This is a genomic window from Reyranella sp. (assembly GCF_017305915.1).
Classification (GTDB): domain Bacteria; phylum Pseudomonadota; class Alphaproteobacteria; order Reyranellales; family Reyranellaceae; genus Reyranella.
The window spans coordinates 201,656-228,159 of record NZ_JAFKJN010000010.1 but is presented as its reverse complement, the minus strand read 5'-3'; the positions used below and the strand labels follow the sequence as shown (position 1 = coordinate 228,159).

Annotated in this window: 23 protein-coding genes and 1 tRNA gene; 8 read left to right on the top strand and 16 right to left on the bottom strand. The window is 66.3% G+C overall.

Annotated elements, in window-relative coordinates; translation table 11 throughout:
• Position 1: 1 nt before the first annotated feature.
• The 10 genes from J0J01_RS08880 to J0J01_RS08835 form a co-directional block, all read right to left on the bottom strand.
• Positions 2-949, bottom strand: a complete 948-nt coding sequence (locus J0J01_RS08880; RefSeq protein WP_296379908.1) for an NrtA/SsuA/CpmA family ABC transporter substrate-binding protein — start codon at positions 947-949, stop codon at positions 2-4.
• A gap of 58 nt (positions 950-1,007) precedes the next feature.
• Complete coding sequence (locus J0J01_RS08875) at positions 1,008-1,289, bottom strand: hypothetical protein (protein ID WP_296379907.1); 282 nt, start codon at positions 1,287-1,289, stop codon at positions 1,008-1,010.
• Positions 1,286-2,083 carry an alpha/beta hydrolase gene (locus J0J01_RS08870; protein WP_296379906.1) on the bottom strand — a complete coding sequence of 266 codons (798 nt, stop codon included), beginning with the start codon at positions 2,081-2,083 and terminating at the stop codon, positions 1,286-1,288. Before J0J01_RS08870 ends, J0J01_RS08875 begins: the two co-directional genes overlap by 4 nt.
• 60 nt (positions 2,084-2,143) lie before the next feature.
• On the bottom strand, positions 2,144-2,710 hold the full coding sequence (locus tag J0J01_RS08865; protein ID WP_296379905.1) for a hypothetical protein: 567 nt from the start codon (positions 2,708-2,710) through the stop codon (positions 2,144-2,146).
• A gap of 34 nt (positions 2,711-2,744) precedes the next feature.
• On the bottom strand, positions 2,745-3,632 hold the full coding sequence (locus J0J01_RS08860) for a DMT family transporter (protein ID WP_296379904.1): 888 nt from the start codon (positions 3,630-3,632) through the stop codon (positions 2,745-2,747).
• Positions 3,633-3,726: 94 nt separating this feature from the next.
• Positions 3,727-8,256, bottom strand: a complete 4,530-nt coding sequence (gltB, locus tag J0J01_RS08855) for a glutamate synthase large subunit (RefSeq protein ID WP_296379903.1) — start codon at positions 8,254-8,256, stop codon at positions 3,727-3,729.
• Positions 8,257-8,387: 131 nt separating this feature from the next.
• Positions 8,388-8,573: a 4-oxalocrotonate tautomerase gene (locus J0J01_RS08850; RefSeq protein WP_296379902.1), complete on the bottom strand. Its 186-nt coding sequence runs from the start codon at positions 8,571-8,573 to the stop codon at positions 8,388-8,390.
• Between the two features lie 17 nt (positions 8,574-8,590).
• Positions 8,591-9,202: a glutathione S-transferase family protein gene (locus J0J01_RS08845; protein WP_296379901.1), complete on the bottom strand. Its 612-nt coding sequence runs from the start codon at positions 9,200-9,202 to the stop codon at positions 8,591-8,593.
• A gap of 4 nt (positions 9,203-9,206) precedes the next feature.
• On the bottom strand, positions 9,207-10,649 hold the full coding sequence (locus J0J01_RS08840) for an NAD(P)-dependent oxidoreductase (RefSeq protein ID WP_296379900.1): 1,443 nt from the start codon (positions 10,647-10,649) through the stop codon (positions 9,207-9,209).
• Positions 10,650-10,894: 245 nt separating this feature from the next.
• A complete protein-coding gene (locus J0J01_RS08835) occupies positions 10,895-11,860 on the bottom strand; it encodes a complex I NDUFA9 subunit family protein (protein WP_296379899.1) in 966 nt (321 codons plus the stop codon).
• A gap of 102 nt (positions 11,861-11,962) precedes the next feature.
• On the opposite strand from J0J01_RS08835, the gene J0J01_RS08830 reads away from it, so the two are divergent.
• Positions 11,963-12,047 (top strand) — tRNA-Leu (locus tag J0J01_RS08830).
• A gap of 26 nt (positions 12,048-12,073) precedes the next feature.
• Positions 12,074-12,685 (top strand): ribonuclease H-like domain-containing protein, encoded by a 612-nt coding sequence (locus tag J0J01_RS08825; RefSeq protein ID WP_296379898.1) that lies wholly within the window; start codon positions 12,074-12,076, stop codon positions 12,683-12,685.
• An 11-nt stretch (positions 12,686-12,696) separates the two neighbouring features.
• Here J0J01_RS08825 and J0J01_RS08820 read toward each other — a convergent pair whose 3' ends face one another.
• Positions 12,697-13,578, bottom strand: a complete 882-nt coding sequence (locus J0J01_RS08820) for an IS1 family transposase (RefSeq protein WP_365736399.1) — start codon at positions 13,576-13,578, stop codon at positions 12,697-12,699.
• Positions 13,579-13,732: 154 nt separating this feature from the next.
• Here J0J01_RS08820 and J0J01_RS08815 point away from each other — a divergent pair, with 154 nt between their 5' ends.
• Entirely contained in the window at positions 13,733-14,215 is a 483-nt protein-coding gene (locus tag J0J01_RS08815) for a hypothetical protein (protein WP_296379896.1), read from the top strand.
• 790 nt (positions 14,216-15,005) lie between these two features.
• On the opposite strand, the gene J0J01_RS08810 is transcribed toward J0J01_RS08815, so the two are convergent.
• Entirely contained in the window at positions 15,006-15,248 is a 243-nt protein-coding gene (locus J0J01_RS08810; RefSeq protein ID WP_296379895.1) for an RNA-binding protein, read from the bottom strand.
• A gap of 155 nt (positions 15,249-15,403) precedes the next feature.
• On the opposite strand from J0J01_RS08810, the gene rpoN reads away from it, so the two are divergent.
• A complete protein-coding gene (gene rpoN, locus J0J01_RS08805) occupies positions 15,404-16,936 on the top strand; it encodes an RNA polymerase factor sigma-54 (protein WP_296379894.1) in 1,533 nt (510 codons plus the stop codon).
• A gap of 114 nt (positions 16,937-17,050) precedes the next feature.
• Complete coding sequence (gene ptsN, locus J0J01_RS08800) at positions 17,051-17,521, top strand: PTS IIA-like nitrogen regulatory protein PtsN (RefSeq protein WP_296379893.1); 471 nt, start codon at positions 17,051-17,053, stop codon at positions 17,519-17,521.
• A 7-nt stretch (positions 17,522-17,528) separates the two neighbouring features.
• On the opposite strand, the gene J0J01_RS08795 is transcribed toward ptsN, so the two are convergent.
• Positions 17,529-17,762, bottom strand: coding sequence for a DUF1150 family protein (locus tag J0J01_RS08795; protein WP_296379892.1), 234 nt, complete (start codon positions 17,760-17,762; stop codon positions 17,529-17,531).
• Positions 17,763-17,782: 20 nt separating this feature from the next.
• Positions 17,783-18,247 (bottom strand): Hsp20 family protein, encoded by a 465-nt coding sequence (locus tag J0J01_RS08790; protein WP_296379891.1) that lies wholly within the window; start codon positions 18,245-18,247, stop codon positions 17,783-17,785.
• A 303-nt stretch (positions 18,248-18,550) separates the two neighbouring features.
• Between J0J01_RS08790 and J0J01_RS08785 the strand changes: the two genes are divergently transcribed.
• Positions 18,551-20,191 (top strand): heparinase II/III family protein, encoded by a 1,641-nt coding sequence (locus tag J0J01_RS08785; RefSeq protein ID WP_296379890.1) that lies wholly within the window; start codon positions 18,551-18,553, stop codon positions 20,189-20,191.
• 750 nt (positions 20,192-20,941) lie between these two features.
• Here the strand turns inward: J0J01_RS08785 and trpS are convergent.
• Together trpS and J0J01_RS08775 are read right to left on the bottom strand one after the other, a co-directional pair.
• Complete coding sequence (gene trpS / locus J0J01_RS08780; protein ID WP_296379889.1) at positions 20,942-22,009, bottom strand: tryptophan--tRNA ligase; 1,068 nt, start codon at positions 22,007-22,009, stop codon at positions 20,942-20,944.
• Between the two features lie 111 nt (positions 22,010-22,120).
• Positions 22,121-23,407 carry a glycosyltransferase gene (locus J0J01_RS08775; protein WP_296379888.1) on the bottom strand — a complete coding sequence of 429 codons (1,287 nt, stop codon included), beginning with the start codon at positions 23,405-23,407 and terminating at the stop codon, positions 22,121-22,123.
• A 94-nt stretch (positions 23,408-23,501) separates the two neighbouring features.
• Here J0J01_RS08775 and J0J01_RS08770 point away from each other — a divergent pair, with 94 nt between their 5' ends.
• Both J0J01_RS08770 and J0J01_RS08765 read left to right on the top strand, forming a co-directional pair.
• The gene (locus J0J01_RS08770; RefSeq protein WP_296379887.1) at positions 23,502-24,572 is read left to right on the top strand and encodes a hypothetical protein; all 1,071 of its coding nucleotides are present in this window, start codon (positions 23,502-23,504) and stop codon (positions 24,570-24,572) included.
• Positions 24,573-24,668: 96 nt separating this feature from the next.
• Complete coding sequence (locus tag J0J01_RS08765) at positions 24,669-26,462, top strand: peptide ABC transporter substrate-binding protein (protein ID WP_296379886.1); 1,794 nt, start codon at positions 24,669-24,671, stop codon at positions 26,460-26,462.
• The last annotated feature ends 42 nt before the right edge of the window (positions 26,463-26,504 follow it).

Genomic DNA, 26,504 nt, shown 5'->3' with positions numbered 1-26,504 from the left:
GCTAGCTGTTGGCGAGCTCGTTGGAAAACTTCGGATTGAGGAAGGTCTCGAACTTTGGTAGCGCGCGGATCTGCTTGAGGTCGAGCATGTGCTGGGCGTAGGTCTTGGCCTGGCCCTGCACCTTGTCGTCGAGCTTCCACACGTACTCGACGTTCTTGGCGCCCAGCGCCTGCTCGACCGCGGCGCGGTTGGCGCCGAGCTTCTGCACCGTGGCGTCGACCACCGCCGGCGTATTGGCCGACATGAACTCCGCCGCCTGGCGCTGGGTCTTGAGCATCGCCTTCACGAGGTCGGGGTTCTTGGCCACCGTCTCCTCGTGGGTGCCGAAGATCATGTTCAGGCCGCCCATCGGCGTGCCGTAGGGATATTCCACGAGTTGGCCGGCGCCCGAGGTGATCGACAGCGCCGGGCCCGGCTCGGCGCCGACATAGGCGTCGATGTCGCCGCGCGCCAGCATCGCCGGCATCTCGCCGAACGGCACGCGGACGGGCGTGATGTCCTTCACCGTCAGGCCTTCCATCTTGAGGCGCTCGAAGATGAAGACCTCCTGCGTCGAGCCCGGCCAGATGCCGACCTTGTGGCCCTTGAGGTCCTTGACGGTCTTCATGTCCGACCCGGCCTTGGCGATCACGCCCATGCCCTTGTTGGACATCGCGCCAACCACCACGACCGGCTCGCCGGCCGCGCCGCCCAGGATGGCGGCAGCGACGCCGAAGGTGCCGAAATCGACCGACTTGGTGACCACGGCGTTCTTGCCATCGGTCGGGCTGTCGAACATCACGATCTCGATCTTGGTGCCCTCGGGCGCGAACTTCTCGTAGAAGAACGGCGGCATCGAATGGACCAGCCGCAGGCAGCCCATCTTGATGGCCTTGGGTTGCGCGCGCAGCACGGCCGGTGCGGCAAGCGTTGCCAGGCCGGAACCGAGCAATAGGCGACGACGGATCATGACGGGTCCCTCCCTCAGGGACCTTGGTCTGCAACTCCCGTGCCAGTTCCGTGGCCAGTCAGCGCCGCGGGATGCCCATGCGCCGGCGATAATCCTCGACCTCCCAGTGCGGGACGTCCTGCGGATAGCAATAGAGGTCGCGTGGATGGGCGGCCCGCTGGCTGTAGACGCTCTTGTCGGCGCACTGCTGACCGCGGTCGTAGGAATAAGGGCAGGGGCAGTAGCCCTGGAAGCGGGCGAGCGAGTCCTCGACGATCAGGCGGCGGATGTCCTCGTCGCGCTGCGCCTCGGCCGGCGCCGCCCAGACGAGCGCGATGCCGAGCAGCGCTGCACGCCTCATGCCAGCAGCAGGAGCTGCCGCGTCAGTTCCCCGTCTGCGTCGCGCAGCTCGTGGGTGATGGTGAAATGGTCGGCGCCGGCCACCGGGATCAGCGGACCGGGCAGGTGCTCGGCCGATCGCTTCGCATGCAGCGCGCGGCTGTCGGCGACCAGCGGCGGCAGCTCGGCGGTGCCGTAGGTGATGGCCAGCGGCTTGGGCACCATCGGCAGCCGCAGCGGCGACAGCTCGGCGATCTCCTCGTCGGAGAGCCGGAGCTTCTCGTTGAGATAGGTGTCGCGGATCGGCCCCAGCTCGAAAATGCCGGAGATCGCCAGCCCGGCGCTGACCCGCGGATGGTCGAGGCATTGCGCCGTCAGATGCCCACCCGCCGACCAGCCCGACAGCACGACCTTGCCGTTGATGCCATGCGCCGGACCGTTGGCCACCAGCCAGTCCAGCGCCGCGTTGATCTCGGCCACGATCTCGGTGAGCGAGGCATCGGGCGCCAGTGTGTAGCCCGGCAGCGCCGCCGCCCAGCCGTGCGCGTAGGGGCCCTCGATCAGGCTGGCGAACATCTCGCGGCTGTTGCGCTGCCAGTAGCCGCCATGGACGAACACCAGGCACGGCGCGTTGGGATCGGCCGCGGGAAACAGGTCCCACTTGTTGCGCTCGCCCGGCCCGTACGGCAGGTCGAGATGCTGCGGATGGGCCTTGCGGAAGGCCGCCGATTGGGCCTCGCGTGCCGCGTTCAGCTCGGCGCTGTTCTTGACTGCGTTGGTGTTGTTGTAGGCCGCGTCGCGTTCGTCGCGGCTCATGGTTCCCCAGTTCATATCCGTTCCTCCACAGCCGAGCTGGTCGCCGTCTGGCAATCGGCGCTACTTTCTGGTTTCGCGCTTTTGTCTTGGCGATTGCCGTTTCGGGTAGGGCTTGGTCGGATATGAAGGAGCAGCCGGTACCCACTTTGACAGGTCATATTCAAGTCTCGGCAGATGCGTAATCAACTCCCACGAAATCGCCTTAGCCTCGGCTGCGAAGCCGACTATCTCGTGCGTTGTAATTGGCATCATGGAGGATCCCGTTCCATCTTGTTTATGCTGAACAATCGCAAGAACGTCGTTATCTCCGTCAATGACCGGATTGTGAAGCAAACGACTACGATCGGCATTAACAGCGTTAATCCGCTGGGTCAGCGTCTCAATCAGAGTACGCTGGCTATCGGACAGCGGGACGTCCGGTAGTATCGCAAGAGCACGAAGAATCTCTGCGTTGCGCCGCATTTGATTACCGGACAGAAGAACGCGTCCGATATGGTCAGTAATGGGAAGAATTCGAAAGAGGGCGCTCTCTAGCGAGCGCTCAAGAATACAACAAGCTTCAGCAAATCGACCTAAGGCTACGGCGAAGTCGGGATTGTAGTCAGCGACTGTGTGGACAGTGGGCATCTTCCGGCCGTTCGATGAAATCGAAACATATCTATCAGCGAACCTTCGCTTTCTCCAGAATGACCACGGCGATGCCGGCGATGACCAGCGCCGTGCCGATCGCCAGCGGCGGGGTGATCGGCTCGTTCACCAGCACGACCGACGAGGCGATGCTGAGCAGCGGCACGCCGAGCATGGCCATGGCGCCGACGACCGGCGGCAGGGCGCGGTTGACCGAGACGGCGGCCCAGGTCGCGATCGGGCCCGCGAAGGCACCGATATAGATCAGGCCGATCCAGAGTTCCTTGGCATGGATGTCGAGATGGCCGTGCGGCTCGACCAGCGGGGTGACGATCCACAGCAGGACGGCGGCGACGCTCATCTGCCAGGGCAGGGCATCGAGCGGCGCGGTGCGCCAGCGGTGATGGCGGATATGGACGATGGCGATCGCCCAGGTGAAGCCCGACAGCAGCAGCCAGATGTGGCCCCAGATCACGCCCTGGTCGCTCCAGTCGAAGCGCGGCGGGTCGGCCAGCACGACAATGCCGGCGACGCCCAGCAGCACGCCTACGAAGGCGCGCCAGCCGACCGTCTCGCCGATCAGCAGCGAGAGCGGCACCACCCAGAGCGAGGCGGTGTAGGCGAGCACGCTCGAGCGGCCCGCCGGCAGGCTCTGCATGCCCAGATTGGAGAAGGCGAAGAAGCAGGCGAGCTGCAGGGCGCCGACCGACAGGATGATCGACCAGTCGTCGCGCGGCGGGATTTTCAGGCGGCGCAGGAGAGCCAGCAGGATGAAGGCGACCGTCGCCGACAAGGTGGCGCGCGCTGCCGCGAACCACAGCGGCGAGGCGCCTTGCAGCCCGATCTTCACCATCGGCCAGCTCAGGCCGAACAGGACGATGTTCAGGCCGAGCTGGACGTAGGCGGCGCGTGTCCCTGTCATCCTGAGCGAAGCGAAGGATCTCATGGCGATTGCCAACAGCGTGCTCGTTGAACCGCCATGAGGTCCTTCGCTTACGCTCAGGACGACAGAGCAGCTAAGCCCGCTTCTCCTCAACATCGGACAGCGGCACGGGGAGGCGCGACAGCATCTCCTTCGGCACGACCTGCCAGAACTTCTCCCCCTCGCGGTTCCAGTCGTTCAGCAGCCGCGCGCCGAGCGGCGACTTGGTCTCGGCGACGTGCTCCTCGACCATCGCCCTGAGTGCCGCATCCCAGTGCGGATGGTCGACGCGCTGCCAGACGACGGTGTCGGGATTGACCTTGCGCTCGAACACGCCCTCGGGGTCGTAGACGAAGGCCATGCCGCCGGTCATGCCAGCGCCGAAGTTCACGCCGACATCGCCCAGCACCACCGCCGTGCCGCCGGTCATGTACTCGCAGCCGTTGGAGCCCACGCCCTCGACCACCGTGTCGGCGCCCGAGTTGCGGACGGCGAAGCGCTCGCCGGCCTTGCCCGAGGCGAACAGCTTGCCTGCCGTCGCACCATACAGGACGGTGTTGCCGATAATGGCATTGTGCTCGGGCACCAGCGGGCTCGAGACGGTCGGCTTCACCACGATGGTGCCGCCCGACAGGCCCTTGCCGACATAGTCGTTGGCGTCGCCGAACACTTCGAGCTTCATGCCGCGTACCGCGAAGGCGCCGAGCGACTGGCCGGCGCTGCCGCGCAGCCGCACCGTCACCGTGTCGGGCTGCAGCCCCGCCATGCCGTACTTGCGGGTGATCATGGCGGCGAGCCGCGTGCCGACGGCGCGATGGGTGTTCCGCACGCTGTACTGCAGCTGCATCTTCTCGCGATGGCTGAACAGCGGCTGGGCGTCGCGGATCATCTGCGCGTCCAGCGTGTCCGGCACCTCGTTGCGGCCCTTGACCGTGCAATGCACCGCGCCCGAGCCGCCGTCGGCCCGCACCAGCAATGGCGACAGGTCGAGGTCGTCGAGATAGCGGGCGCCGCGGCTGGTCTGCTTCAGCAGGTCCGAGCGGCCCACGACCTCGAGCAGCGAGCGGTAGCCCAGCTGCGCCAGGATCTCGCGCACCTCCTCGGCGACGAAGGAGAAGAGGTTGACCACCTTCTCCGGCGTGCCCTCGAACTTGGCGCGCAGCTTCGGGTCCTGGGTGCAGACGCCGACCGGGCAGGTGTTGGAATGGCATTGGCGCACCATGATGCAGCCCATGGCGATCAGCGACGCCGTGCCGATGCCGTACTCCTCGGCGCCCAGCATGGCGGCGATCACCACGTCGCGGCCGGTCTTGAGGCCGCCGTCGGTGCGCAGCAGCACCTTCTCGCGCAGCCGGTTCAAGGTCAGCACCTGGTGCGCCTCCGAGAGGCCCATCTCCCAGGGGATGCCGGCATACTTGATCGAGGTCTGCGGCGAGGCGCCCGTGCCGCCGGAATGGCCGGAGATCAGGATCACGTCGGCCTTGGCCTTGGCGACGCCCGCCGCGACGGTGCCGATGCCCGAGCGCGCGACCAGCTTCACGGTCACGCGCGCCTCGGGATTGATCTGCTTCAGGTCGTAAATCAGCTGCGCCAGATCCTCGATCGAGTAGATGTCGTGATGCGGCGGCGGGCTGATCAGGGTCACGCCCGGCGTCGAATGACGCAGCCGCGCGATCATCTCGCTGACCTTGAGGCCCGGCAGCTGGCCGCCTTCGCCGGGCTTGGCGCCCTGCGCGACCTTGATCTCGAGCTCGCGGCAGTTGTTGAGATACTCGGCCGTGACGCCGAAGCGGCCCGACGCGACCTGCTTGATCGCCGACGAGGCATTGTCGCCGTTGGGCCGCGGCCGGTAGCGCGCCGGATCCTCGCCGCCTTCGCCCGAATCGGACTTGGCGCCGATGCGGTTCATGGCGATCGACAGGGTCTCGTGCGCTTCCGGCCCGAGCGCGCCCAGCGAGATGCCGGGCGCCACCAGCCGCTTGCGCAGCTCGGTGATCGATTCGACCTCGTCGATCGAGATCGGCTTGCGGTCGGCCCTGAAGTCCAGCAGGTCGCGCAGGTTGATCGGCGGCAGGCGGCGCACCTGTTCGCTGTACTTCTTGAACTTGGCATAGGACTCGGTGTTCACCGCGTCCTGCAGCATGTGGATGAGGTTGCCCTCGAAATTATGGTGATCGCCGCCGCGGCGGTACTTGTAGAAGCCGCCGATCGGCAGGGCGATCACGTCCTCGTCGAAGGCCTTGGCGTGCTGCCCGGCGATCTCCTCCTGCACGCCGCGCAGGCCGATGCCCGAGATGCGGGAGGGCATGCCGGGGAAGAACTCCTGCACCAGCGAGCGCGACAGCCCGACGGCCTCGAAGTTGCAGCCGCCGCGATACGACGACAGCACCGAGATGCCCATCTTGCTCATGGTCTTGAGCAGGCCCTCGTCGAGCGCCTTCTTGTAGTTGGCGAGGCACTGGGCAAGCGTCTGCTTGCCGAACAGGCCGCGCGCATGGCGGGCCGCGATCGTCTCCTCGGCGAGGTAGGGGTTCACCGTGGTCGCACCGACGCCGATGATGACGGCGACGTAATGCACGTCGAGGGACTCGGCTGAGCGGACGTTGAGCGAGGTGAAGGTGCGCAGCGACTGGCGCACCAGGTAGGAGTGCACGCAGCCGGCCGCCAGGATCATCGGCAGCGCGGCGCGGTCGGCATCGACATTGGCGTCGGTCAGCACGATGTGCAGGCAGCCCGAGCGCACGGCGTCCTCGGCCTCCTTGCAGATCCGGTCGAAGGCCTGGCGCATCGCATCGAGGCCGCCCTTGATGGCGAAGGTGCAGTCGATGCGCTGGGCTGACTCGCCCATGAACTTGCGCATCGCCTCGAACTCGGCGTTGAGCACGATCGGCGACTGCAAGGACAACATCTCGCTCTGCTCGGGCGATTCGTCGAGGATGTTGCCGAGATTGCCCAGCCGGGTGCGGATCGTCATGACATTGCGCTCGCGCAAGCTGTCGATCGGCGGGTTGGTGACCTGGCTGAAGTTCTGCCGGAAGTAATGGTGCATGCCGCGATAGGTGTCGCTCAGCACTGCGAGCGGTGAGTCGTCGCCCATCGAGCCGACGGCTTCCTTGCCGTCCTCGCACATCGGATGGAGGATCATCTCGAGATCCTCGACCGACCAGCCGACCGCGAACTGGCGCCGCCGCAGCTCGTCGGCTGAGAAGCGCTGCTCGTGCGGGCTGTCCTGCTTGATCAGCGAATCGAGCTCGACCGTGCGCGTCGTCCACGCCGCGTAGTCGTGCGTGTCGGCCAGCATGTCCTTCAGCTCGCGATCCTTGAAGAGCTGCGGCTTGTCCATGTCGACCGCCAGCATCTCGCCCGGGCCCAGCCGGCCCTTCTCCAGGATCTTCATCTCGTCCTGGGGCACCATGCCGGACTCCGAGCCCGCGATCAGCAGGTCGTCGGCGGTCACGACGTAACGCAGCGGCCTGAGGCCGTTGCGGTCGAGGCCGACCAGCGCCCACTTGCCGGCGACGGCGGCGATCGCGGCCGGGCCGTCCCACGGCTCCATCACGCCGTTGACGTAGTTGTACATGGCGCGGTGCTTGGGCGGCACGTTGGGGTTCGAGCCCGACGCCTCCGGGATCATCATGGCCTTGACCATCGGCAGGTTGCGATGGCCGCGCACCAGCAGCTCGAACACGTTGTCGAGCGCCGACGAGTCGGAGGCGCCGGGCTGGACGATCGGCTTGAGGTCCTCGATGGCGCGGCCGAAGCCCTCGTGCTCGAGCCGCGCCTCGTGGCTCTTCATCCAGTTGACGTTGCCCAGGATGGTGTTGATCTCGCCATTGTGGGCGAGCACGCGGAAGGGCTGCGCCAGCTTCCATTGCGGGAAGGTGTTGGTCGAATAGCGCTGGTGGAAGATCGCGAAGCGCGAGGTGAAGCGCTCGTCGAGCAGGTCGGGATAGAAGGCCGACAGGTGCTCGGCCAGGAACATGCCCTTGTAGATCAGCGAGCGGCACGACAGCGAGCAGACGTAGAACTCCGAGAGGTTCTCGGCGATCGCCGCCTTCTCCATGCGCCGGCGCAGGATGTAGAGCTGCTTCTCGAACTCGCGATTGTCGAGCCTGGGATCGCCGCGGCCGATCAGGATCTGCTCGATCTCCGGGCGCGTGGCGTTGGCCTTCTCGCCGATCACCGAGACGTCGACCGGCACCTGGCGCCAGCCCAGGATCTGATGGCCGAAGCGCAGGATCTCGGTCTCGACGATGGTGCGGCAGCGCTCCTGCGCGCTCATGTCGGTGCGCGGCAGGAACACCGTGCCGACGGCGATGCGGCCGCCCTGCACGTCCTGGCCGGACGAATCGCGGATGTGCTCCTTGAAGAAGTCCTGCGGGATCTCGATGTGGATGCCGGCGCCGTCGCCGGTCTTGCCGTCGGCATCGACGGCGCCCCTGTGCCACACCGCCTTCAGGGCATCGATGCCCGCCACGACGACGTCACGGCGGCGCTTGCCGTCGAGCGACACGACCAGGCCGACGCCGCAGGAGTCCGATCCTTCGGCGGGGTTGTAGCCGTAGGCCGACGTGAGCGTCTTGGTGCCTTCGAGGTATTGGCGGACGAATTCGGTGGCGGACATTTGGCGATACCTTTCTGACCCCTCTGGCGCTTCGCGCCACCTCCCCATCTGAATGGGGAGGAAAGCTCTCCTCCCCCGTCAGCGGGGGAGGTGCCCGCGTCTCACGCGGGCGGAGGGGTCATCTCTTCTCTCTACGTGTCAGAAAACAGCTTCCCGGCTTCGGCCCAGTTTTCTTTCTTCACGTCCGTCAGGATGATCTGGACGGCGTCGGGCGTGCAGCCGAGGGCCTTGCAGGTGGCGTCGGTCAGTTCCTTCGCCAGTTTTCGGCGCTGCTCGGTGGTGCGACCCTCGAACATCTGCACGTTGATCATCGGCATGACGGTCTCTCCTCCGGCTAGTTCTTGTGTTCCATGATGACGTGGCCCGGCTCGTCGGCGACCCGCGCCAGCCAGGCGTTGACCTGCGGGAAGTTGTCGAGGTTGAAGTCGCCTTCGCACGCGACATGGGTGTAGCCGTAGAGGGCGATGTCGGCGATACCGTAGCGATCGCCGACGAAGAAGCGGTTGCGCGCGAGATGGCGCTCCATCACGCCGAGCGCCGCGTAGCCCTTCTCCATGCGGCTCGGCAGCTCGATCTCCTGCTGCGGCGTCAGCTTGGCGAAGAAATGCTTCCAGAAGCGCGCCACGGCGATGTAGGGCTCGTGGCTGTACTGCTCGAAGAACATCCATTGCAGCGTCTGCGCCCGCTCGAGCCTCGTCTCGGGCGCGAACCGGGTGCCTTCGGCGAGGTACCAGAGGATCGCGTCCGATTCGGCAAGGTGCGTGCCGTCCTCGAGCTGCAGGGTCGGGATGCGGCCGTTGGGGTTCTTGGCGAGGAACTCCGGCGTGCGCGTCTCGCCCTTCAGGATGTCACGCTCGACCAGCGTGTACTCGAGGCCGAGCTGCGCCAGCAGCAGGCGCACCTTGTAGCCGTTGCCCGAGCCCATGAAGTCGTAGAGCGTCAGCATCGTCTCACTCCGCCGCGACTTGCAGCGCGGCCCCGTTCGCGGTCATGAGGGCCGTGGCCGTCAGATACGAATGGATGCGCTCGGCGGCGTCGCGGCCGTCGCGCACCGCCCACACCACCAGCGAGGCGCCGCGCACGATGTCGCCGGCGGCGAATACGCCGTCGAGGCTGGTCATCATGCTGCGCCAGTCGATCTTGAGCGTGTTCCAGCCGGTGACCGCGAGATCGGTATCGAACATCGCCGGCAGGTCCTCGGGGTCGAAGCCCAGCGCCTTCAGCACCAGGTCGGCCTCGATGTTGACGTGGCTGTTGGGGATCTCCTGCGGCGCCTGGCGGCCCGAGGCGTCGGGCATGCCGAGATGGATGCGGACGGAGCGGACGTGGCTCACCGCGTCCTTGCCGAGGAAGGCCTGCGGCGCGGAGAGCCACACGAACTCGACGCCTTCCTCCTCGGCGTGCTTCACCTCGCGCTGCGAGCCCGGCATGTTGGCGCGGTCGCGGCGGTAGAGGCACTTCACCGACTTCGCCCCCTGGCGCACCGCGGTGCGCACGCAATCCATCGCGGTGTCGCCGCCGCCGATCACGACGACGTTCTTGCCCTTGGCGTCGAGCGCCCCTGACTCGAAGTCAGGCACCGCGTCGCCCAGCCCCTGGCGGTTCGACGCCGTGAGATAGTCCAGTGCGGCGTGAATGCCGGGCAGGCCGACGCCGGGCGCCGCGGTGTCGCGCGCCTCGTAGACGCCGGTCGCAATCAGCACCGCGGCATGACGCTGGCGCAGCTCGGCCATCGTCACGTCGCGGCCGACTTCGCAATTCAGGTGGAAGGCGACCTTGGAGTGGCGCAGCAGCATCTCGCGGCGCTGCACGATCTCCTTCTCGAGCTTGAAGTTGGGGATGCCGTAGATCAGCAGGCCACCGACCCGGTCGTAGCGATCGTAGATCGCGACCTGGTAGCCCTTGCGGCGCAGCTGCTCGGCGGCGGCGAGGCCCGCGGGGCCGGCGCCGACGATGCCGACGCTCTCCGGTCGCTCGCGGCGCGGCTGGATCGGCTTCACCCAGCCCTGTTCCCAGGCGGTGTCGGTGATGAACTTCTCGACCGAGCCGATGGTCACCGATTCGAAGCCCTTCTCGATGACGCAGTTGCCCTCGCACAGCCGGTCCTGTGGGCAGATGCGGCCGCAGATTTCCGGAAAGTTGTTGGTCGCCGAGGAGAGCTCGTAGGCCTCGTCGAGCCGGCCTTCCGCCGTGAGCTTCAGCCAGTCGGGGATGTTGTTGTGCAGCGGGCAATGGATTTGACAGAACGGCACGCCACATTGCGAGCAGCGCGCGGCCTGCTCGGCCGCCTTGTCCCGGGCGTACTGGGCGTAGATCTCCTGGAAGTCGCGACGACGCTCCGCGGCCGGCCGCTTTTCGGGCTGGGCCTGCGGCGTTCCGACGAACTTCAGCATCCTTTCGGCCATGAGGGGCCCCATACACCAGTTGTGTGAAATTTTATTACGCAAGAAGTGCGCCTCGAGCGCGAATGCTGCGTCTTTGCCCGCTTTAGTTGACCTATTTTTATGAGATTGATTTCTCATGCGACGGTTCTGCCGAAGAAGAGAATAAAGGTTTGATGAATTAGTTCCAAAAAAGGATCATATGCGGCAAGCGTAAGTACTCAGCCCAAGGCGGCATGCCGGGCCGGGGTGCCGACTTAGGTCGGAGCGTCCTGGTTGTAGCGGCCGCCGACCCGGAAGCGATCCAGATAGGTCGGCAGGATCGCCTCGGGAGCCGCGGGCTCGAGGCCCAGGGTCGCGAAGGTGTTGGCGCCGGGCCGCACGACATTGTCGTGCAGCATCAGCTCGACCTGGTCGGCGGTGATCGGCGGCATCAGGCCGAACCGGCCGATCTGCTGGGCGAAGAAGCCTGCCAGCTTCATCAGCGGCGCCGGCAGGCCGACGATCGCCTTCCGGCGGTCGATCGCGGTCAGCATCAGCTTGACGATCTCGCGGTAGCTGTAGACCCGCGGGCCGCCCAGCTCGAACACCGTGCGGGCGGTGTCCGGCCGCTGCAACACGGCCACGACGGCGCGGCCGACATCGGCCGAGAACACCGGCTGGACCTTGGCCGAGCCGTCGCCGACCAGCGGCACGAAAGGGGCCGAGCGGGCGATGCTGGCAAGCCGCGTGAACAGCGCGTCGTTGGGCCCGAACACCACGCTCGGCCGTAGGATGGTGGCGCTGGTGAAGCCCGCGACGACCGCGTCCTCGGCCGCGACCTTGGACTTGAGATAGGCGTTGCTCGAGCTGCGGTTGTCGGCGCCGATGCCCGAGATATGGACCAGCCGCTGGATGCCCGCGGTGGCGCAGGCCTGGGCGATGTTGCGCGCGCCGTCGGCGTGGACCGCCTGATAGGTCTGCTTGCCGCGCTGGAATGGGATGCCGGCGGCATTGACCACCGCGTCGCTGCCCTGGACGGCTGCCGTCACCGACGCCGGCATCCTGAGGTTGGCCTGTATCAGGTTGATCTGGCCGACGTCGCCGAACGCCTTCACCGGATTGGCCGGCCCGAGCCGGCGGACCGCCACCCGGATCATGTAGCCCTCGCGGGCCAGGGCCTGGACGATGGCGCGGCCGACGAAGCCGCTGCCGCCGAAGACGGTGATCTGGCGAATGGTCATGGCCGCTGCCTATAACTCATCGCCGTTACGGCGCAAGCATTGCTGCGGTTGACATATCGGCGGCCGGACCTTAATTCCCCGTCCCTCTAGCCCGCATGCCGTGCCCAGGTGGCGGAATTGGTAGACGCACTAGTTTCAGGTACTAGCGCCGAGAGGCGTGGAAGTTCGAGTCTTCTCCTGGGCACCATGCGAGGCAAGAGAGGCACCCCTTAAATGGCTATCAAGCTTCACCGCGGCGATTTGCCGGCCGACGTCACGTTTGGCCCGGTGGTGGCGATCGACACGGAGACGATGGGCCTCCACCCGCATCGCGACCGGCTGTGCCTGATCCAGCTCTCGGGCGGCGACGGCAATGCCCATCTGGTGCAGATGCCGCGCGGGCCCTACCAGGCGCCGCGGCTGGCGGCCCTGCTGGCCGATCCGAAGGTGCTGAAGCTCTTCCATTTCGGCCGCTTCGACATCGCCGTGCTCGAGCATGCGCTGGGCGTGCGCTGCGAGCCGGTCTGGTGCACCAAGATCGCCGCCAAGCTGGTCCGCACCTTCACCGACCGGCACGGCCTCAAGGACCTCTGCAAGGACCTGCTGGGGGTCGAGATCTCCAAGCAGCAGCAGACCTCCGACTGGGGCGCCGAGACGCTGACCGACGAGCAGCTCAGCTACGCCGCCTCCGACGTCCTGTATCTGCACGCCTTGAAGGCCAAGCTCGACGCCCTGCTGGCGCGCGAAGGCCGGACCGAGCTGGCCCAGGCGGCTTTCACCTTCCTGCCCAGCCGCGCCCGGCTCGATATCGCGGGCTGGCCGGAAGAGGATATCTTCGCGCATTAAGCGATACTGTCTCAGTTTGAAATCCGAGGCTTGTAGGGGCCACGGACCTTTGGCGCGGGGTTTGGCGCGTCGATAGCGGCGACGATATCGGCCATTTCCCAAAGGTGCGTGTTGATACCAGCGGCCATCGCAGGCGACATCTTCACGGCGCTGTTGATCCGCACAAAGTTGTACCAAACGGTGTAGATCGCGACCATGTGGCAGTGGTTCTCAAACTTCTTGCTGTGCGCGTTGGTCAAGCGCGTGTAGCGGCGCATGTGCATGCGTATGGAGAGGTTTGACCGCTCGACGTACGACGTTGAAATGTGGTCCGGGTCCGGGGTGCCGGTGATTTCCCTTTTCACCGCGCCCGTGCAAACGGCGGGGCTGTAGCGCGCCTCGGGCGTAGCTGGCGCCGCGCCGTAGGTCTTAACCAGCATGGCGTAATCGACCCACGGGCCGAACGCCTTGTCGACCGCCTCGAAATACGGCCGGTGGCCGTCGGTCGTAAGCTGCATCCGAGTCACGACGCGCTGCTGCAGGTCCTGCATGAACACGTTAGCATAGTCCGCATCCCGCGCACCGATCAGATAAGAGACGATCAACTTGCTGTCGCCGTCGATGGCGGTCCAGGTCCACACGTCGCCCGCCCGATCCGGGGCGGCCTCGGCGCCCGCGACGTTCTTTGCCTTGGCGTAGCAGAACGACCAGATCTCGTCGCACTGGACGCGCTTAGAGCGCACGCCGTGCACCAGCTCGTCATGGAGCCGAGCACAGACCAGACCGGCATCAACCAGCAGCTTGGAGACGGTGTTGATCGACGCGCCGGTAAGCCGGGAGATCGCCCGCATGGACATGCCTTGGCAGAGAATTCCAAGGATTTGGGCGCGGGCCTTGGTGTCGAGCTTGTTCACAGAGCGCATGCTACGCCCTATGCATGACAGATCAAGCATAAAGTTCAATTCAACAAGGTGCGTATTAACGCCCGAAGGGCGATGAGGTTACACTGCCCTGCGACCATTTGCGGCCCGGCGCCTTAATTATAAGGCGGTCGGACGGCTACACAGGGTGTTGACTTCTTTGGCAACAACCGCACATCTTAGGGCGACCGTTCTGCAGTCATTTGACATTCCGACGGATGTCGATCGACTGCCGATTCGGCCGCTGCATTTGACGACGGAGCTTTGCGATTGGATCGATGGGCCACTTTATGAGGACAAGAGGAAGATTGGTGGCCGAACTCTTTATGAGCACCTTGAACAGTACTTCATCGAGTTTCGATGCGACGACGTACTACATGCGACCTTGCGCAGAATGATGCCCAACAAGAAAGGCGTGTGGAAGATGCACCCGCCTGGACTGCGGGTTTATGGTTGGGTTCCCGCGCCCCATCAGTTCATTGCCGTATGTGCAGCACTGGAAACGGACACTCATAGCGACAAAACCCTCAACGATAAGCGCCGAGAAGAAGTGCGCGACTTCATAAAAAAGCATCATGTAACCGAGATCGTTTACGGGGATTTTCTCCATGCCTTTCCAAAAACGCCCTAGCGCTCGCCGCCGCGTTTTTCTGAATCTCATCGCCGAGATTGAGGGCGGGCTCCGAGCGGCCTTTATGCGTTGGTCAGCGGAGAAAAACGAAAACCAATCTGGGCTCGCCAAGATACTTGGGATCAACAGATCTGTGGTGAATCGCCGCCTTACGGGTCGCGCGAACCTAACGATAGCAACAATCGCGGACATGGTTTGGGCGCTTGGTTACTGCATTCGCGTCGAAATCTATCATCCCGATGAAGCATCGGCGCGTCGCAATCAGTCCCTTATTCCGACCGACAGCCCGGTTCCGGTCCCGCTACGCCCAGAGCCAGGGCAAGTGCGGCCTCTCACCGAAATACCCTACGGGGTGCCACGGCCAATGGCGGTCGCAGCGTGAGTAGAGAGGCCTATTACCTAGTGTGTGACGAGGCTCAAGTCTCTCTCACCAGCAATAAGTTCAATTTGCTTGGTATCTATAATGCTGACATCGCCGTTCCACAGGCTGGCCTGACCGCAGGCCAACTCGTGTTCCATTTTGTCGTGCATTGTGATTTGACGGAGCGTCCCAATCTCTTGACGCTTGAAGTGACTCTACCTGGGAGCGCTCCCAAGACGCTTCCAGTCCCGATTGTGCCGCCACCGCACGTTTCGGATGACCGTACAAGGTGGGTCGCTCAAGTACCATTCGTGCTTCACCAGCCCGTACTAAACCCAGGGAGGGTCGAGGGCCGCGTCTTGTTTGATGGAGGTCACGCCGTAAGCATCCGCGGACCATGGATTGTCCTGAGCGTACCGCCGCCTCAGCTCAGCGGGACCAACGCTTCTTAGCGGCCTGTTTCGCGATCTCCGACCGCCTTTCCTTCGACAGATTGACAGCTCTTGCCTTGCCGCCCTTTAGGCCGCCGCGTCGTCCCAGAGAGACTGCGGCGGGGTCCTTCCCCTCATCGCCGGTCCGTTCCTCGACCTGGCCCGTAGCAATGCGCATGACATGCACAGCGTTGCCGATCACGTCGGCTGGTCGCCTCTCACCTTTGGGTCCCTTGGGCATGGGCCTATCATAGCACCCAGAGGGGCGTCTAACGGCCTGAATCGGGCTGAAATTTCAAACTGAGACAGTACCCATTAGGCACATTTCGGGCCTTTGGCACGGGTTTTGCTTGAACCTCTTGAGAAAGGTCCCAAAGACCTTCACGATGGGGTTACATGCGTATCGGTCCGAGTCTCATCCTGGCGTCCCGCCAGACTTTGGCGATGACGCCGCAACTGCAGCAGGCAATCAAGCTGCTGCAGTTCTCGCATCTCGAGCTCGCGGCCTTCATCCAGCAGGAGCTCGAAAAGAACCCGCTGCTCCAGGAGACCGCGGCCGACGACGGCCCGCTGACCGAGAGCGACGCCGCCCCGATCGATACTCCCGCCGACACGGCCGAAGCGCTGGCCGCCGCCGCGCCGGCCCTGGCCGATGCCGATGAGCGCTGGACCCGCGAGTTCGCCGATCGAGGCGGTGACGGCGCCAAGGCGCCGCCGCGCGAGGATGCGCCCGAGGCGCTGGATTTCGTCGCCGAGCGGCCGCGGTCGCTGGCTCGGCATGTGCTCGAGCAGATCGAGCTGATCTTCGTCGCCCCCGAAGACCGCCGGCTGGCCCTGAAGCTCGCCGAAGGCCTCGACGAGGCGGGCTACTGCCGCCTCGAGGCGCCCGATGTTGCCGAAGCCATGGGCACCGACATCGCGTCGGTCGAGCGGATCTGGGCGCGGCTGCGCCAGATCGAGCCGGCCGGCCTGTTCGCGCGCGGCCTCGCCGAGTGCCTTGCCGCCCAGCTTGCCGAGCGCGATCACCTCGACCCGGCGATGAAGGCGCTGCTCGACAATCTCGACCTGGTCGCCGCCGGCGAGCTCGCGCAGTTGCGTCGCCGCTGCGGCGTCGACGACGAGGATCTGCGCGACATGCTGGCCGAGCTGCGCACGCTCGATCCGCGGCCCGGCCAGAAGTTCGAGTTCGAGCCGATCCGGCCGGTCGCGCCCGACCTCTATCTCACGCCGGCCAAGGATCCCGAGACCGGCGAGGAAGGCTGGCATATCGAGCTCAACACCGACGCGCTGCCCAAGGTGCTGGTCGATCGCAACTACCACGCGACGCTGATGAAGGGCGCGCGCGCCAAGCCAGATCGCGACTTCGTCGCCGAGCGCTTCCAGTCGGCCAACTGGCTGGTGAAGACGCTCGAGCAGCGCGCGACCACGATCCTCAAGGTCGCGCGCGAGATCGTGCGCCAGCAGGACGGCTTCTTCCGCAAGGGGGTGAGCGCGCTGAAGCCGCTGGTGCTGCGCGACATCGCGCTCGCGACCGAACTGCACGAGAGCACGGTGAGCCGCGTCACCTCCAACAAGTACATCGCCACGCCGCGCGGCATCTTCGAGCTCAAGTACTTCTTCACCTCGTCACTGCCGGCGCGCACGCCGGGCGTCGTCGTCTCGTCGGAATCGGTGCGCTCGCGCATTCGTCATCTGATCGGCGCCGAGGCGGTCGGCCAGCCGCTGAGCGACGATCGCATCGTCGACCTGCTGAAAGGCGAGGGCATCGAGATCGCCCGCCGCACAGTCGCGAAGTACCGCGAGGCGATGCGCATCCCGTCCTCGGCCGAGCGCCGGCGGCTCGGCCGGCTGGGCATGAGCCGTGCCGTTCCGACCGCGCCGCTGGCTGCCGCGATCGCCGCTCAGGCACTGTCCGGACCCGCCGACTAGCGACCCCCCGGGGCCACAAATGGTGCTCTTGACCGGTCCGGGCGAGGCGCCTATACGGGCGCCTTCGCGCGGGTCGGCATTTGTCGCCGGATGCGCTAACTCTTTGGTGACAAAGTGGAAATCGCCGATTTGCTAAGCGGTCCAGACGCTGTTCTGGCCTGCGTGAAGGCGTCCGGCAAGAAGGCTTTGCTGGCGGAGCTCGCCGCCAAGGCCGCCCAACTTTACAAGCTCGACGAACGCCGGCTGTTCGACCGTCTGCTCGAACGCGAGCGGCTGGGCTCGACCGGAATCGGTGGCGGCATCGCCATCCCGCACGGCCGCATGCCGAGCCTCAGCAAGCCGGTCGGCGTGTTCGCGCGCCTCGCCCATCCCGTCGATTTCGACTCCATCGACGAGCGGCCGGTCGACACCGTTTTCCTGCTTCTGGCACCGGAAGGTGCGGGCGCCGATCACCTCAAGGCGCTGGCCCGCGTGTCGCGCCTGTTGCGCGACCGCGGCCTGGTGGAGAAGCTGCGCGCCACCGAGAGCGCCGATGCGCTATACGCGCTCCTGATCGAAACGCTCCCGGCGCAAAGCGCAGCCTGAACCCGTCTCAATGGACGAGCGCGGGCTCGAGCTCGTGCTGGCGCAGCAGCGCCTGCGCGATCTCGACACTCGGCGCGGCGGCCATCGGCTTGCCGTCGGCAGAGAAGATCGCGACCGCATGCGCGCCATCGGGTAGGTCGACCGACTTGATGTAGGCGATCTGCTGCGTGCCGAGACTGAGGAACGCGTCGTCCGCGAGCGGTGTGAAGACGGTGTTGGCGGGGGCTTGGTTGTTTTCCATGGCTACCTCCTTGGCAGCGATCAGCGCGAGCCCGTGCGGCGCGCGGTGATATCGATGGTGTTGTTCGCTTCGGGCTGCTTGCCCGAGTCGATACGGATGGTTCGGATGCGCGGCTCAGCGAGCGGCCGCACGAGCTCGATCGACAGCAGGCCGTTGTCGAGCCGCGCGCCGGTCACCTCGATGCCGTCGGCCAGCATGAAGGCGCGCTGGAACTGACGGGCGGCGATGCCGCGATGGAGGTAGACACGGGAGGCGTCGTCGGCCTGCTTGCCCCGCACCGTCAGCTGGTTTTCCACCAGCTCGATGGCGAGGTCGTCGGACGAGAAGCCGGCCACGGCCAGGGTGATCCTGAGGCCGTTTTCGCCGATCCGCTCGATATTGTAGGGAGGGTAGCCCTCGGCGTTCTTCGCCAGCCGTTCGAGGGTGCGTTCGAGCTGGTCAAACCCCAGCAGTAGTGGCGAACTGAACATCGGTACACGACTCATAGAACCCTCCTCCGAAGAGCGAGTGCTCGGGGGCCCGATCAGGCGCCCCCTTGCGCTTGAATCTGGGGTTTGGAAGGCGTGGTTCAAGGTCATGGGCGTTCGTGGGGGATCATCGGGGGGCATCGCCAGAGGCCATCGGCTCAGGTAAACTCCGGCACCCCTCAAAAGCTCCGCGACCAACGCGGGGCCAAAGCCAGAAGAAGAATGACGCTGGTCGCAGATAGCCGCCGGCCCGGTGACCGCCTTGTGGCCGGGTCTCGTCCCATCCGCTCCCTCCTCGCGACGCCGGGGATTCCTGCGCCGATGCCGTTCGGCCGCTGGTTGCTCGGCTCGCCGCTCTATGCCCTGACCCTGGGCCGGGGCAGCCCCAAGAGTTTCTTCGCCGTCGCTCCCGACCCGTGGCCCGGCGACGCCGTCGTCGGACTTCGCCTCATGGTGGGCGAGCTGATGGCCCATGGCCAGGTCGGCCCGGTCGCCGCCGGCAGCGACGACCCGCCATGGCGCCGCGAGGGCACGAGCGCGCTGTGGCTCGACAGCCTGAACGGCTTCGCCTGGCTGCGCGACCTGCGCGACTGCGGCGATCCTTCGGCCGCCGCGCTCGCCGTGCGCCTGATCGACGACTGGAGCGAGTGCGAATGGCGCTGGTCGCCGGTGACCTGGAAGCGCGAGGTGCTGGCCGCGCGCATGGTCAACTGGATCCGCCATTACGACTGGCTGGCGACGGCTGCGGACCCGGGCTTCCCGGCGCGCTTCGTCTTCGCGATCGCCCGCCAGCGCGCCCATCTGAAGCGCGTCATGCGCGCCGGCCTGATCGGCCACGAGGCGGTGCTGGCGATGAAGGCGATGATCTTCGCCGATATAGCCTTCCTGCGCGACGGCAAGCGTTTCGAGAACAGCCTCGAGCATCAACTGTCGCGGCTCGCCCGGTTCGTGAAGCGCTATGTCGCGCACGACGGCCTGGTCGCCGAGCGCGCGCCGCATCTGCAGGTCGCGGTGCTGCGCCATCTGCTCGACGTGCGCGCGGCGTTGACGTCGGCCGAGCGGCGCCCGCCGGCCGAGCTGGTCGCCGCGATCGACCGCATGGCGCCGATGGTGCGCTTCTTCCGCCACGGCGACGGCGGCCTGGCGCTCTTCAACGGCAGCTGGGAAGGCGAGCGCACGCTGATGGACCTGGTGCTGGCGCGCTCGGGCTCGAGCGAGCCGGCGCCGGCGATGGCGCTGCAAAGCGGCTTCCAGCGGCTCGCCGCCGGCACCTCGCTGGTGATCGTCGATGCCGGCAGCCCGCCGGGCCGCGGCATGGACGGCAGCGCGCATGCCGGCACGCTCTCCTTCGAGATGAGCGCGGCGCACGAGCGGCTGGTGGTGAATTGCGGCGTCTATCCCGGCGCGGCGACCGAGTGGAAGCGCTTCATGCGCTTCACCGCGGCGCATTCGACGGCGGTGGTCGACGACACCAACTCGACCGAGATCACCGACCACGGCTCGCTGGAGTATCGCGCCGGCAACGTGCTGGTCGACCGCGCCGAGGACCAGGGCTCGCAATGGCTCGACATGAGCCACGACGGCTATCGCTCGCTCTACGGCATCATCCATCGCCGCCGGCTGTGGCTGTCGGCCGACGGCGGCGACCTGCGCGGCGAGGACATGTTCACCGGCCCCGACGGCCGCATGGTCACGGTGCCCGACCGCCGCTTCATCATCCGCTTCCACCTGCACCCGACCGTCAAGGCGACGCTCGCCCAGAGCGGCCAGGCGGTGCTGATGCGCCTGCCCAGCGGCCGCGGCTGGCGGCTGCGTGCGAGCGGTGCCGGCGTCGGCCTGGCCGAGAGCATCTATCTCGGCGAGGACGGCCGCCATCGCCGCACCGAGCAGATCGTGCTGGTCGGCCAGATCCCCGCCGAAGGCGCTGCCGTGAAGTGGGCGCTGACCCGGATGGAAGGCTAGGGCGAGATGAGTTGAGTTCGACTCAGAATTCCTCCCCATTCATATGGGGAGGTGTCGCCGTCTTACGCCGTCGGAGGGGTCATGGGCCGCAGTCGTGTTGCACCTCATGACCCCTCCGTCGCGGATAGGGCACTTTCACGCGAAGCGTGAAAGTGCCGACGCGCCACCTCCCCATTTGAATGGGGAGGAATTTCGAGGCCGCTCAACTCCTCTCGTTTTAGCGCGCGGCTTCCGGGCCCTAGAGTCGGATGATTGAATTCGACTGAGAGCTGCTGGCCGTTCTTGATGTCTGGCTCGCCCGAATATTTCTTTTTCGGGCCAAGGTAAATTTCCCAGGAGCCTGAGCCTCGATTCCGGGCAAAACGCGGCCCCGCGCAGCGACGGCCGCCAATTCTGCGCGCGCAACGACGTCATTATGGGCAATGGAACGGCTGATTCGCCTGCGTTTGCCCAAGGATGCGCGCGTTCCATTGCCCATAATAGGTGTTCGACGTGCCCTGGTGCAGGGTGGTGCGCATGACGATGCGCCACGTTACCACCAGTCTCGAAGGGGCCGCCCGCTGCCTGCCGGGACTCTGGATAGAGTGTTTTTTCAGGGGGCCCCGGGGGTCGGTGGATTCATGGACTCCGGGCCGGAAATGCCGATGCCATCGGCATCGAACCGGTCCACACGAGTGTGGACTCTTGCGGACTCTCGTAGACTCCGGGCGGGCAGGCCGGCCCGCCCGACGGAGTTCAACTCATCGCGCGCTACGGCTTGAGGAAGCCGACGATCTTGTAGGTCTCCGCCAGGATCGGGGCGGCCAGCGCGCGGGCGCGTTCGGCGCCGTTGCGCAGGACGCCGTCGACATGGCCCGGGTCCTTCATCAGCCGCTGCATCTCCGCGCCGACCGGGCCGAGCTTGGCGACGGCCAGGTCGGTCAGCGCCGACTTGAACTCGGAGAACTGCTTGCCGGCGAACTGGGCGATCGCGGCGTCCTTCTCGATGTCGGCGAGGGCGGCGTAGATGCCGAGCAGGTTGTCGGCGTCGGGCCGTTTCTCGGCGTCGGCTGCCGTGTCCGGCATCGGATGCGGATCGGTCTTGGCGCGGCGGATCTTCTGGGCGATCGCGTCGGCATCGTCGGTCAGGTTGATGCGGCTGAAGTCCGACGGATCGGACTTGCTCATCTTCTTGGTGCCGTCGCGCAGGCTCATGACGCGGGTCGCCGCGCCGAAGATCAGCGGCTCGGTGACCGGGAAGAAGTCCGGCACGGCGAAGTCGTTGTTGAACTTGATCGCGATGTCGCGCGTCAGCTCGAGATGCTGCTTCTGGTCCTCGCCGACCGGCACGTGCGTCGCCTTGTAGATCAGGATGTCGGCCGCCATCAGCGCCGGATAGGCGAACAGACCGAGCGAGACGTTCTCGCGGTCCTTGCCCGCCTTCTCCTTGAACTGCGTCATGCGGCTCATCCAGCCCATGCGCGCCACGCAGTTGAAGATCCACGCAAGCTCGGCGTGCTCCGGCACCATCGACTGGTTGAAGATGACGTGCTTGTCGCCGTCGACTCCAGCGGCGAGGAAGGCGGACGCGATCTCGCGCGTCTTCGGCGCCAGCTGCGCCGGGTCCTGCCATACCGTGATGGCATGCAGGTCGACCACGCAGTACAGGCACTCGTAGTCGTTCTGCAGGCGCGCGAAGTTGCGGATCGCGCCGAGATAGTTGCCGAGGTGAAGGTCGCCGGAGGGCTGGACGCCGGAAAGGATGCGGCCCTTGAGCCCGCGGGCCTGGTACTGCGCGATGTGGCTGTTGGGCGCAACGCCGGTGGTGACGTCAGGCATGGATGTGGACTCCGCGAGTGGTGGAAGGGCGCGGGGTTTGGACCTCCGCGCACCCCGCCGGTGGAAGGCGAGGGCGGGCGGGTATCGCCCACCTGTCGGGCGGAATCAAGACTATTGGTCGAGGAACGCCGCGGCGTAGCGCGGATAGGCCGCTTCCTGCGCGTAGTGTTGCTCGAAAAGCTCGCGGCAATGGGCCGAGACCTGGGCATTGGTCTCGGGATCGCGCAGCGTGCGCATGAATTCCGGGAACTCGGCGATGTCGTCAGACACCAGGCCGTGCACGCCGGGCTCGATCGGGATCGATTCGATGCCCTTGCCGGTGGTGATCAGCGGCAGGCCGTGCGCCAGCGCCTCGAGCACCTTGAGCTTGAAGCCCGAGCCGATGCGGATCGGCACGATCATCGCGGCCGCCTTCTCGAACAGCGTGTCGAGCTTGGGCACGAAGCCGACCAGCTCGATATGCGGCTTCCAGCGCGCCGCGAGCGAGCGCAGCGAATCGGATGCACCCTTGCCGACGATGACGACCCGCGCGCTCGGCATCTCGCGGGCGATCCGCGGCATCGCCTCGGCGAGGAAGTCCTGCACGGCGATGATGTTGGGCGGGTAGTGCAGCGCGCCCAGGATCACGAACGGTCCGTGCGCGGCCGTCTCGGCGCGCCGGCGCGCCGGCGGCGTGGCGATGCAGGGCGGCGTCTCCCAGACCTCGGCCTCGGCGACCTCGGCGGCGAGATTGGAGGCCTCGACCGGATTGACCAGGCACACCCGGTCGACGGTGCGCGCCAGCCGCTGCTCGCGTCGCGCCACCAGCCGCTGCTCGAGCGAATAGAACGCCGCGCGCATCGAGCGCGGGCGGGCGAGCGGCCGCAACGGCGCCGGCACCGCATAGGCGAAGGCGCCGAGCGGATCGGCGTCCGGCCGGTCGCGGCCGAGATCGGCCAGCAGGCTGCGATAGCGCTCGGAGAACAGGTCCTCCATGTAGAGGATCCAGCGGCGCTTGGGCGTGCGCGCGATCTCCTTCTCGAAGAACTGCGCGATGCGGATCGTGTCCATGATCACGATGTCCGGATCGAGCGCCTCGATGGTTCGCCGTAATCGGCGTTGGGCGCGCGGCGAATAGAGCAGCGCCTCCTGCAATGACTTGCGCCGCAGCATCAGCGCGTGCAGCGCGACCGAGGAGAGTCGCCGCGTCGCGCCGCCGAGCGGGATGATGACGGTGCGGAACGGTACCCTCACCGACTGGTCGAACGTGCCCAGCCCGACATAGGTGATGTTCTCGGCGCCAACCGCCTCGTGCAGGAAGCGCAGGAAGCCGGCGATCACCACCTTCTTGCCGTTGTCGGCAGGATACGGATACACCGCGCTCACGAAGGCGACGGTCTTCGGGCCGGGAGCTGACATTGCTCCCGCATAGCATCGACTTCGTGGCGGGGAACCCCTCGTCCATTTTTGTCACAACCGCGCGCGATGTCGCCAGACAATGCTCGCTTCGGTCATGGTTCGTTCCGAGCATTGGAAGTCTTTCGCCCTGCTGATCGCGAGCATCGTGTTCGCGCTGCTGCTCGGCGAGCTGCTGGTGCGGGCCTTCGGAACCGACGCGGCGCGCTGGCGTCCGCAGAACTTCGTGGTCGATCCGTCGCTCGGCGACAGCCGCCTCCGCACCATGCAGCCGCATCCGCTGCTGGGCTACGTGCCGCGGTCCGGCTACCGCTGGGTCGGATCCGACGGCCGGTCGGTCACCTTCGACGACGAGGGCTTCCGCCAGCACCACGCGCTCGATCCGGCGCCGGCTAACGGCGAGCCGCTGCTGGTCACCGGCGATTCCTACGCTATGGGCGAGGAGGTCTCCGACGACGAGACGATCCCCGCGCATCTCGAGCAGACGCTCGGGCGGCCGGTGATCAATGCCGGCGTGTCGGGGTACGGTCTCGACCAGGTCGTGCTGCGCAGCGAGGCGCTGGTGCCGCGCCTGCGGCCGGCGGCGTTGGTGGTGACGTTCATCGCCGACGACGTCTGGCGCGCAGCGCAGCGCATCCTGTGGGGTGTGCCCAAGCCCTATTTCGAGATCGCCGACGGCACGCTCGTCCTGCACGACGAGCCGGTGCCGCGGCCGGCCGACCGCCGGCTCGATCCGTTCCGCCGGGTCGCGGGTTACTCGTTCCTGGTGCACACGGTCATGCGGCGCCTCGGGCTCACCGCTTATTGGTATCGCGGCCAGGTCCAGCATGTCGAACCGTCGGGCGCCGATGGCGGGCAGGTCGCCTGCCTGCTGATGCAGCGGCTGGCCCAGCTCGCCGACACGGGCGTGCGCGTCATGGTCGTTGCCGAATACACGCCGCAGGCCTGGCCGGGGCAGCCCTATCACCGGGCCGAAGAGCAGGTCACCCGACCGGTGCTGGCCTGCGCGCGCGACGCCGGGCTGCAAACCGTCGACGTCCTGCCGGCGCTGGCCGCCGAGGTCGCGCGTGTCGGCATCGAGCGGCTCTATCGCGCCGGGCACATGAGCGACATCGGCAACAGAGTGGTCGCGGAGCAGATCGCCGGCCGGCTGGGCCAGCCGCTTTGACGGCGGCGCTGCAGCCTGCTTCCATCGCCTTGCACGCATCTTGCACATAAGCCGGAGCGTCAGGGCGGTTTCACAATTTGGCGGGGAGGCATTCCCATGGACGAACGGGGCTTGCGTGGTCTGATCGACCAGGTGAAGGCGGGGCGGCTGTCGCGCCGCGGCTTCGTCAAGCGAATGGCGATGGTGGGTCTGACGGCGCCGCTGGCGACGCAGCTCCTGGCGTATGCCGGCGTGGCGATGGCGCAGCCGAAGCGGCCGACCTACAAGCCGACCAGGCGCGGCGGCGGCGGACTGCTCAAGGTGCTGTGGTGGCAGGCGCCGACCCTGCTCAATCCGCATTTCGCGACCGGCACCAAGGACCAGGACGGCTCGCGTCTCTTCTACGAGCCGCTGGCCGGTTGGGACGCCGACGGCAACCTGCGTCCGATCCTCGCCGAGGCGATCCCGGGCCGCGAGGACGGCACTTTGGCCGCCGACGGCAAGTCGGTGACCTGGAAGCTCAAGAAGGGCGTGACCTGGCACGACGGCAAGCCGTTCACCGCCGACGACTGCGTCTTCACCTGGCAGTATGCACGCAATCCGGAAACCTCGGCGGTCACCAGCGGCTCCTACAAGGACGTCGAGGTCGAGAAAGTCGACGACCACACCGTCACCGTGAAATTCCCCAAGCCGACGCCGTTCTGGGCCGACACCTTCGTGGCGGCGGCGGGCTGCATCATCCCCAGGCACCTGTTCGCCGACTATATCGGCGCCAAGTCGCGCGAGGCGCCGACCAACCTCAAGCCGGTCGGCACCGGTCCCTACATGTTCAAGGACTTCAAGCCGGGCGACATGGTGACCGGCGCGATCAACCCCAACTACCACCAGGCCAACAAGCCGCATTTCGATGCGATCGAGATGAAGGGCGGCGGCGATGCCGTGTCGGCGGCGCGCGCTGTCTTGCAGACCGGCGAGTACGACTTCGCCTGGAACCTGCAGGTCGAGGACGAGATCCTGCAGCGGCTCGAGAAGGGCGGCAAAGGCAAGGTCACGATCACGCCCGGCGGCGGCATCGAGCACATCCAGATCAACTTCACCGATCCGTGGACCGAGATCGACGGCGAGCGTTCCAAGCTCGGCACCAGGCATTCAACGCTGCAGTATCCCGAGGTGCGCCGGGCGCTGGCACTGCTGGTCGACAAGGACTCGGTGCAGAAATACATCTACGGCCGCACCGGCATCGCCGTGCCGAACTTCATCAACTATCCGGAGCGCTTCGCGTCGAAGACGACGACGTACGAGTTCAACGTCGACAAGGCGAACGAGATCCTCGACAAGGCCGGCTGGAAGAAGGGCGCCGACGGCGTCCGCGAGAAGGACGGCAAGAAGCTGAAGTTCGTCTACCAGACCTCGATCAACCAGCCGCGGCAGAAGACGCAGGCGATCGTCAAGCAGGCCTGCCAGAAGGCCGGCATCGACATCGAGGTCAAGGCGGTCACGGCAGCGGTGTTCTTCTCGTCCGACGTTGCCAACCCCGACACCTACCCGCACTTCTATTCGGACCTGCAGATGTACAACAACGGGCCGCAGCAGCCCGATCCCGAGGTCTTCCTGCGCCAGTTCCTGTCGACGGAGGTCTCTGCCAAGGCCAACAAGTGGCAGGGCCGCAACATCACGCGCTGGTCGAGCCCGGAGTACGACGAGACCCACAAGGCCGCCCAGGTCGAGCTCGATCCACTGAAGCGCGCGGCGCTCCTGATCAAGTGCAACGAGATGGCGGTGAACGACCACGTCGTCATCCCGGTGGTCGCGCGGCCCGGCGTCGCCGGCACCAAGGACAAGCTGATCTGCGAGCTGACCGGCTGGGACAACAACACCTGGCAGCTCGCCGACTGGTATCGCGAGACCTGAGCCGCAGCGGCCGCGCTCTGTCGAGCGGCATCGTCTTCAGCG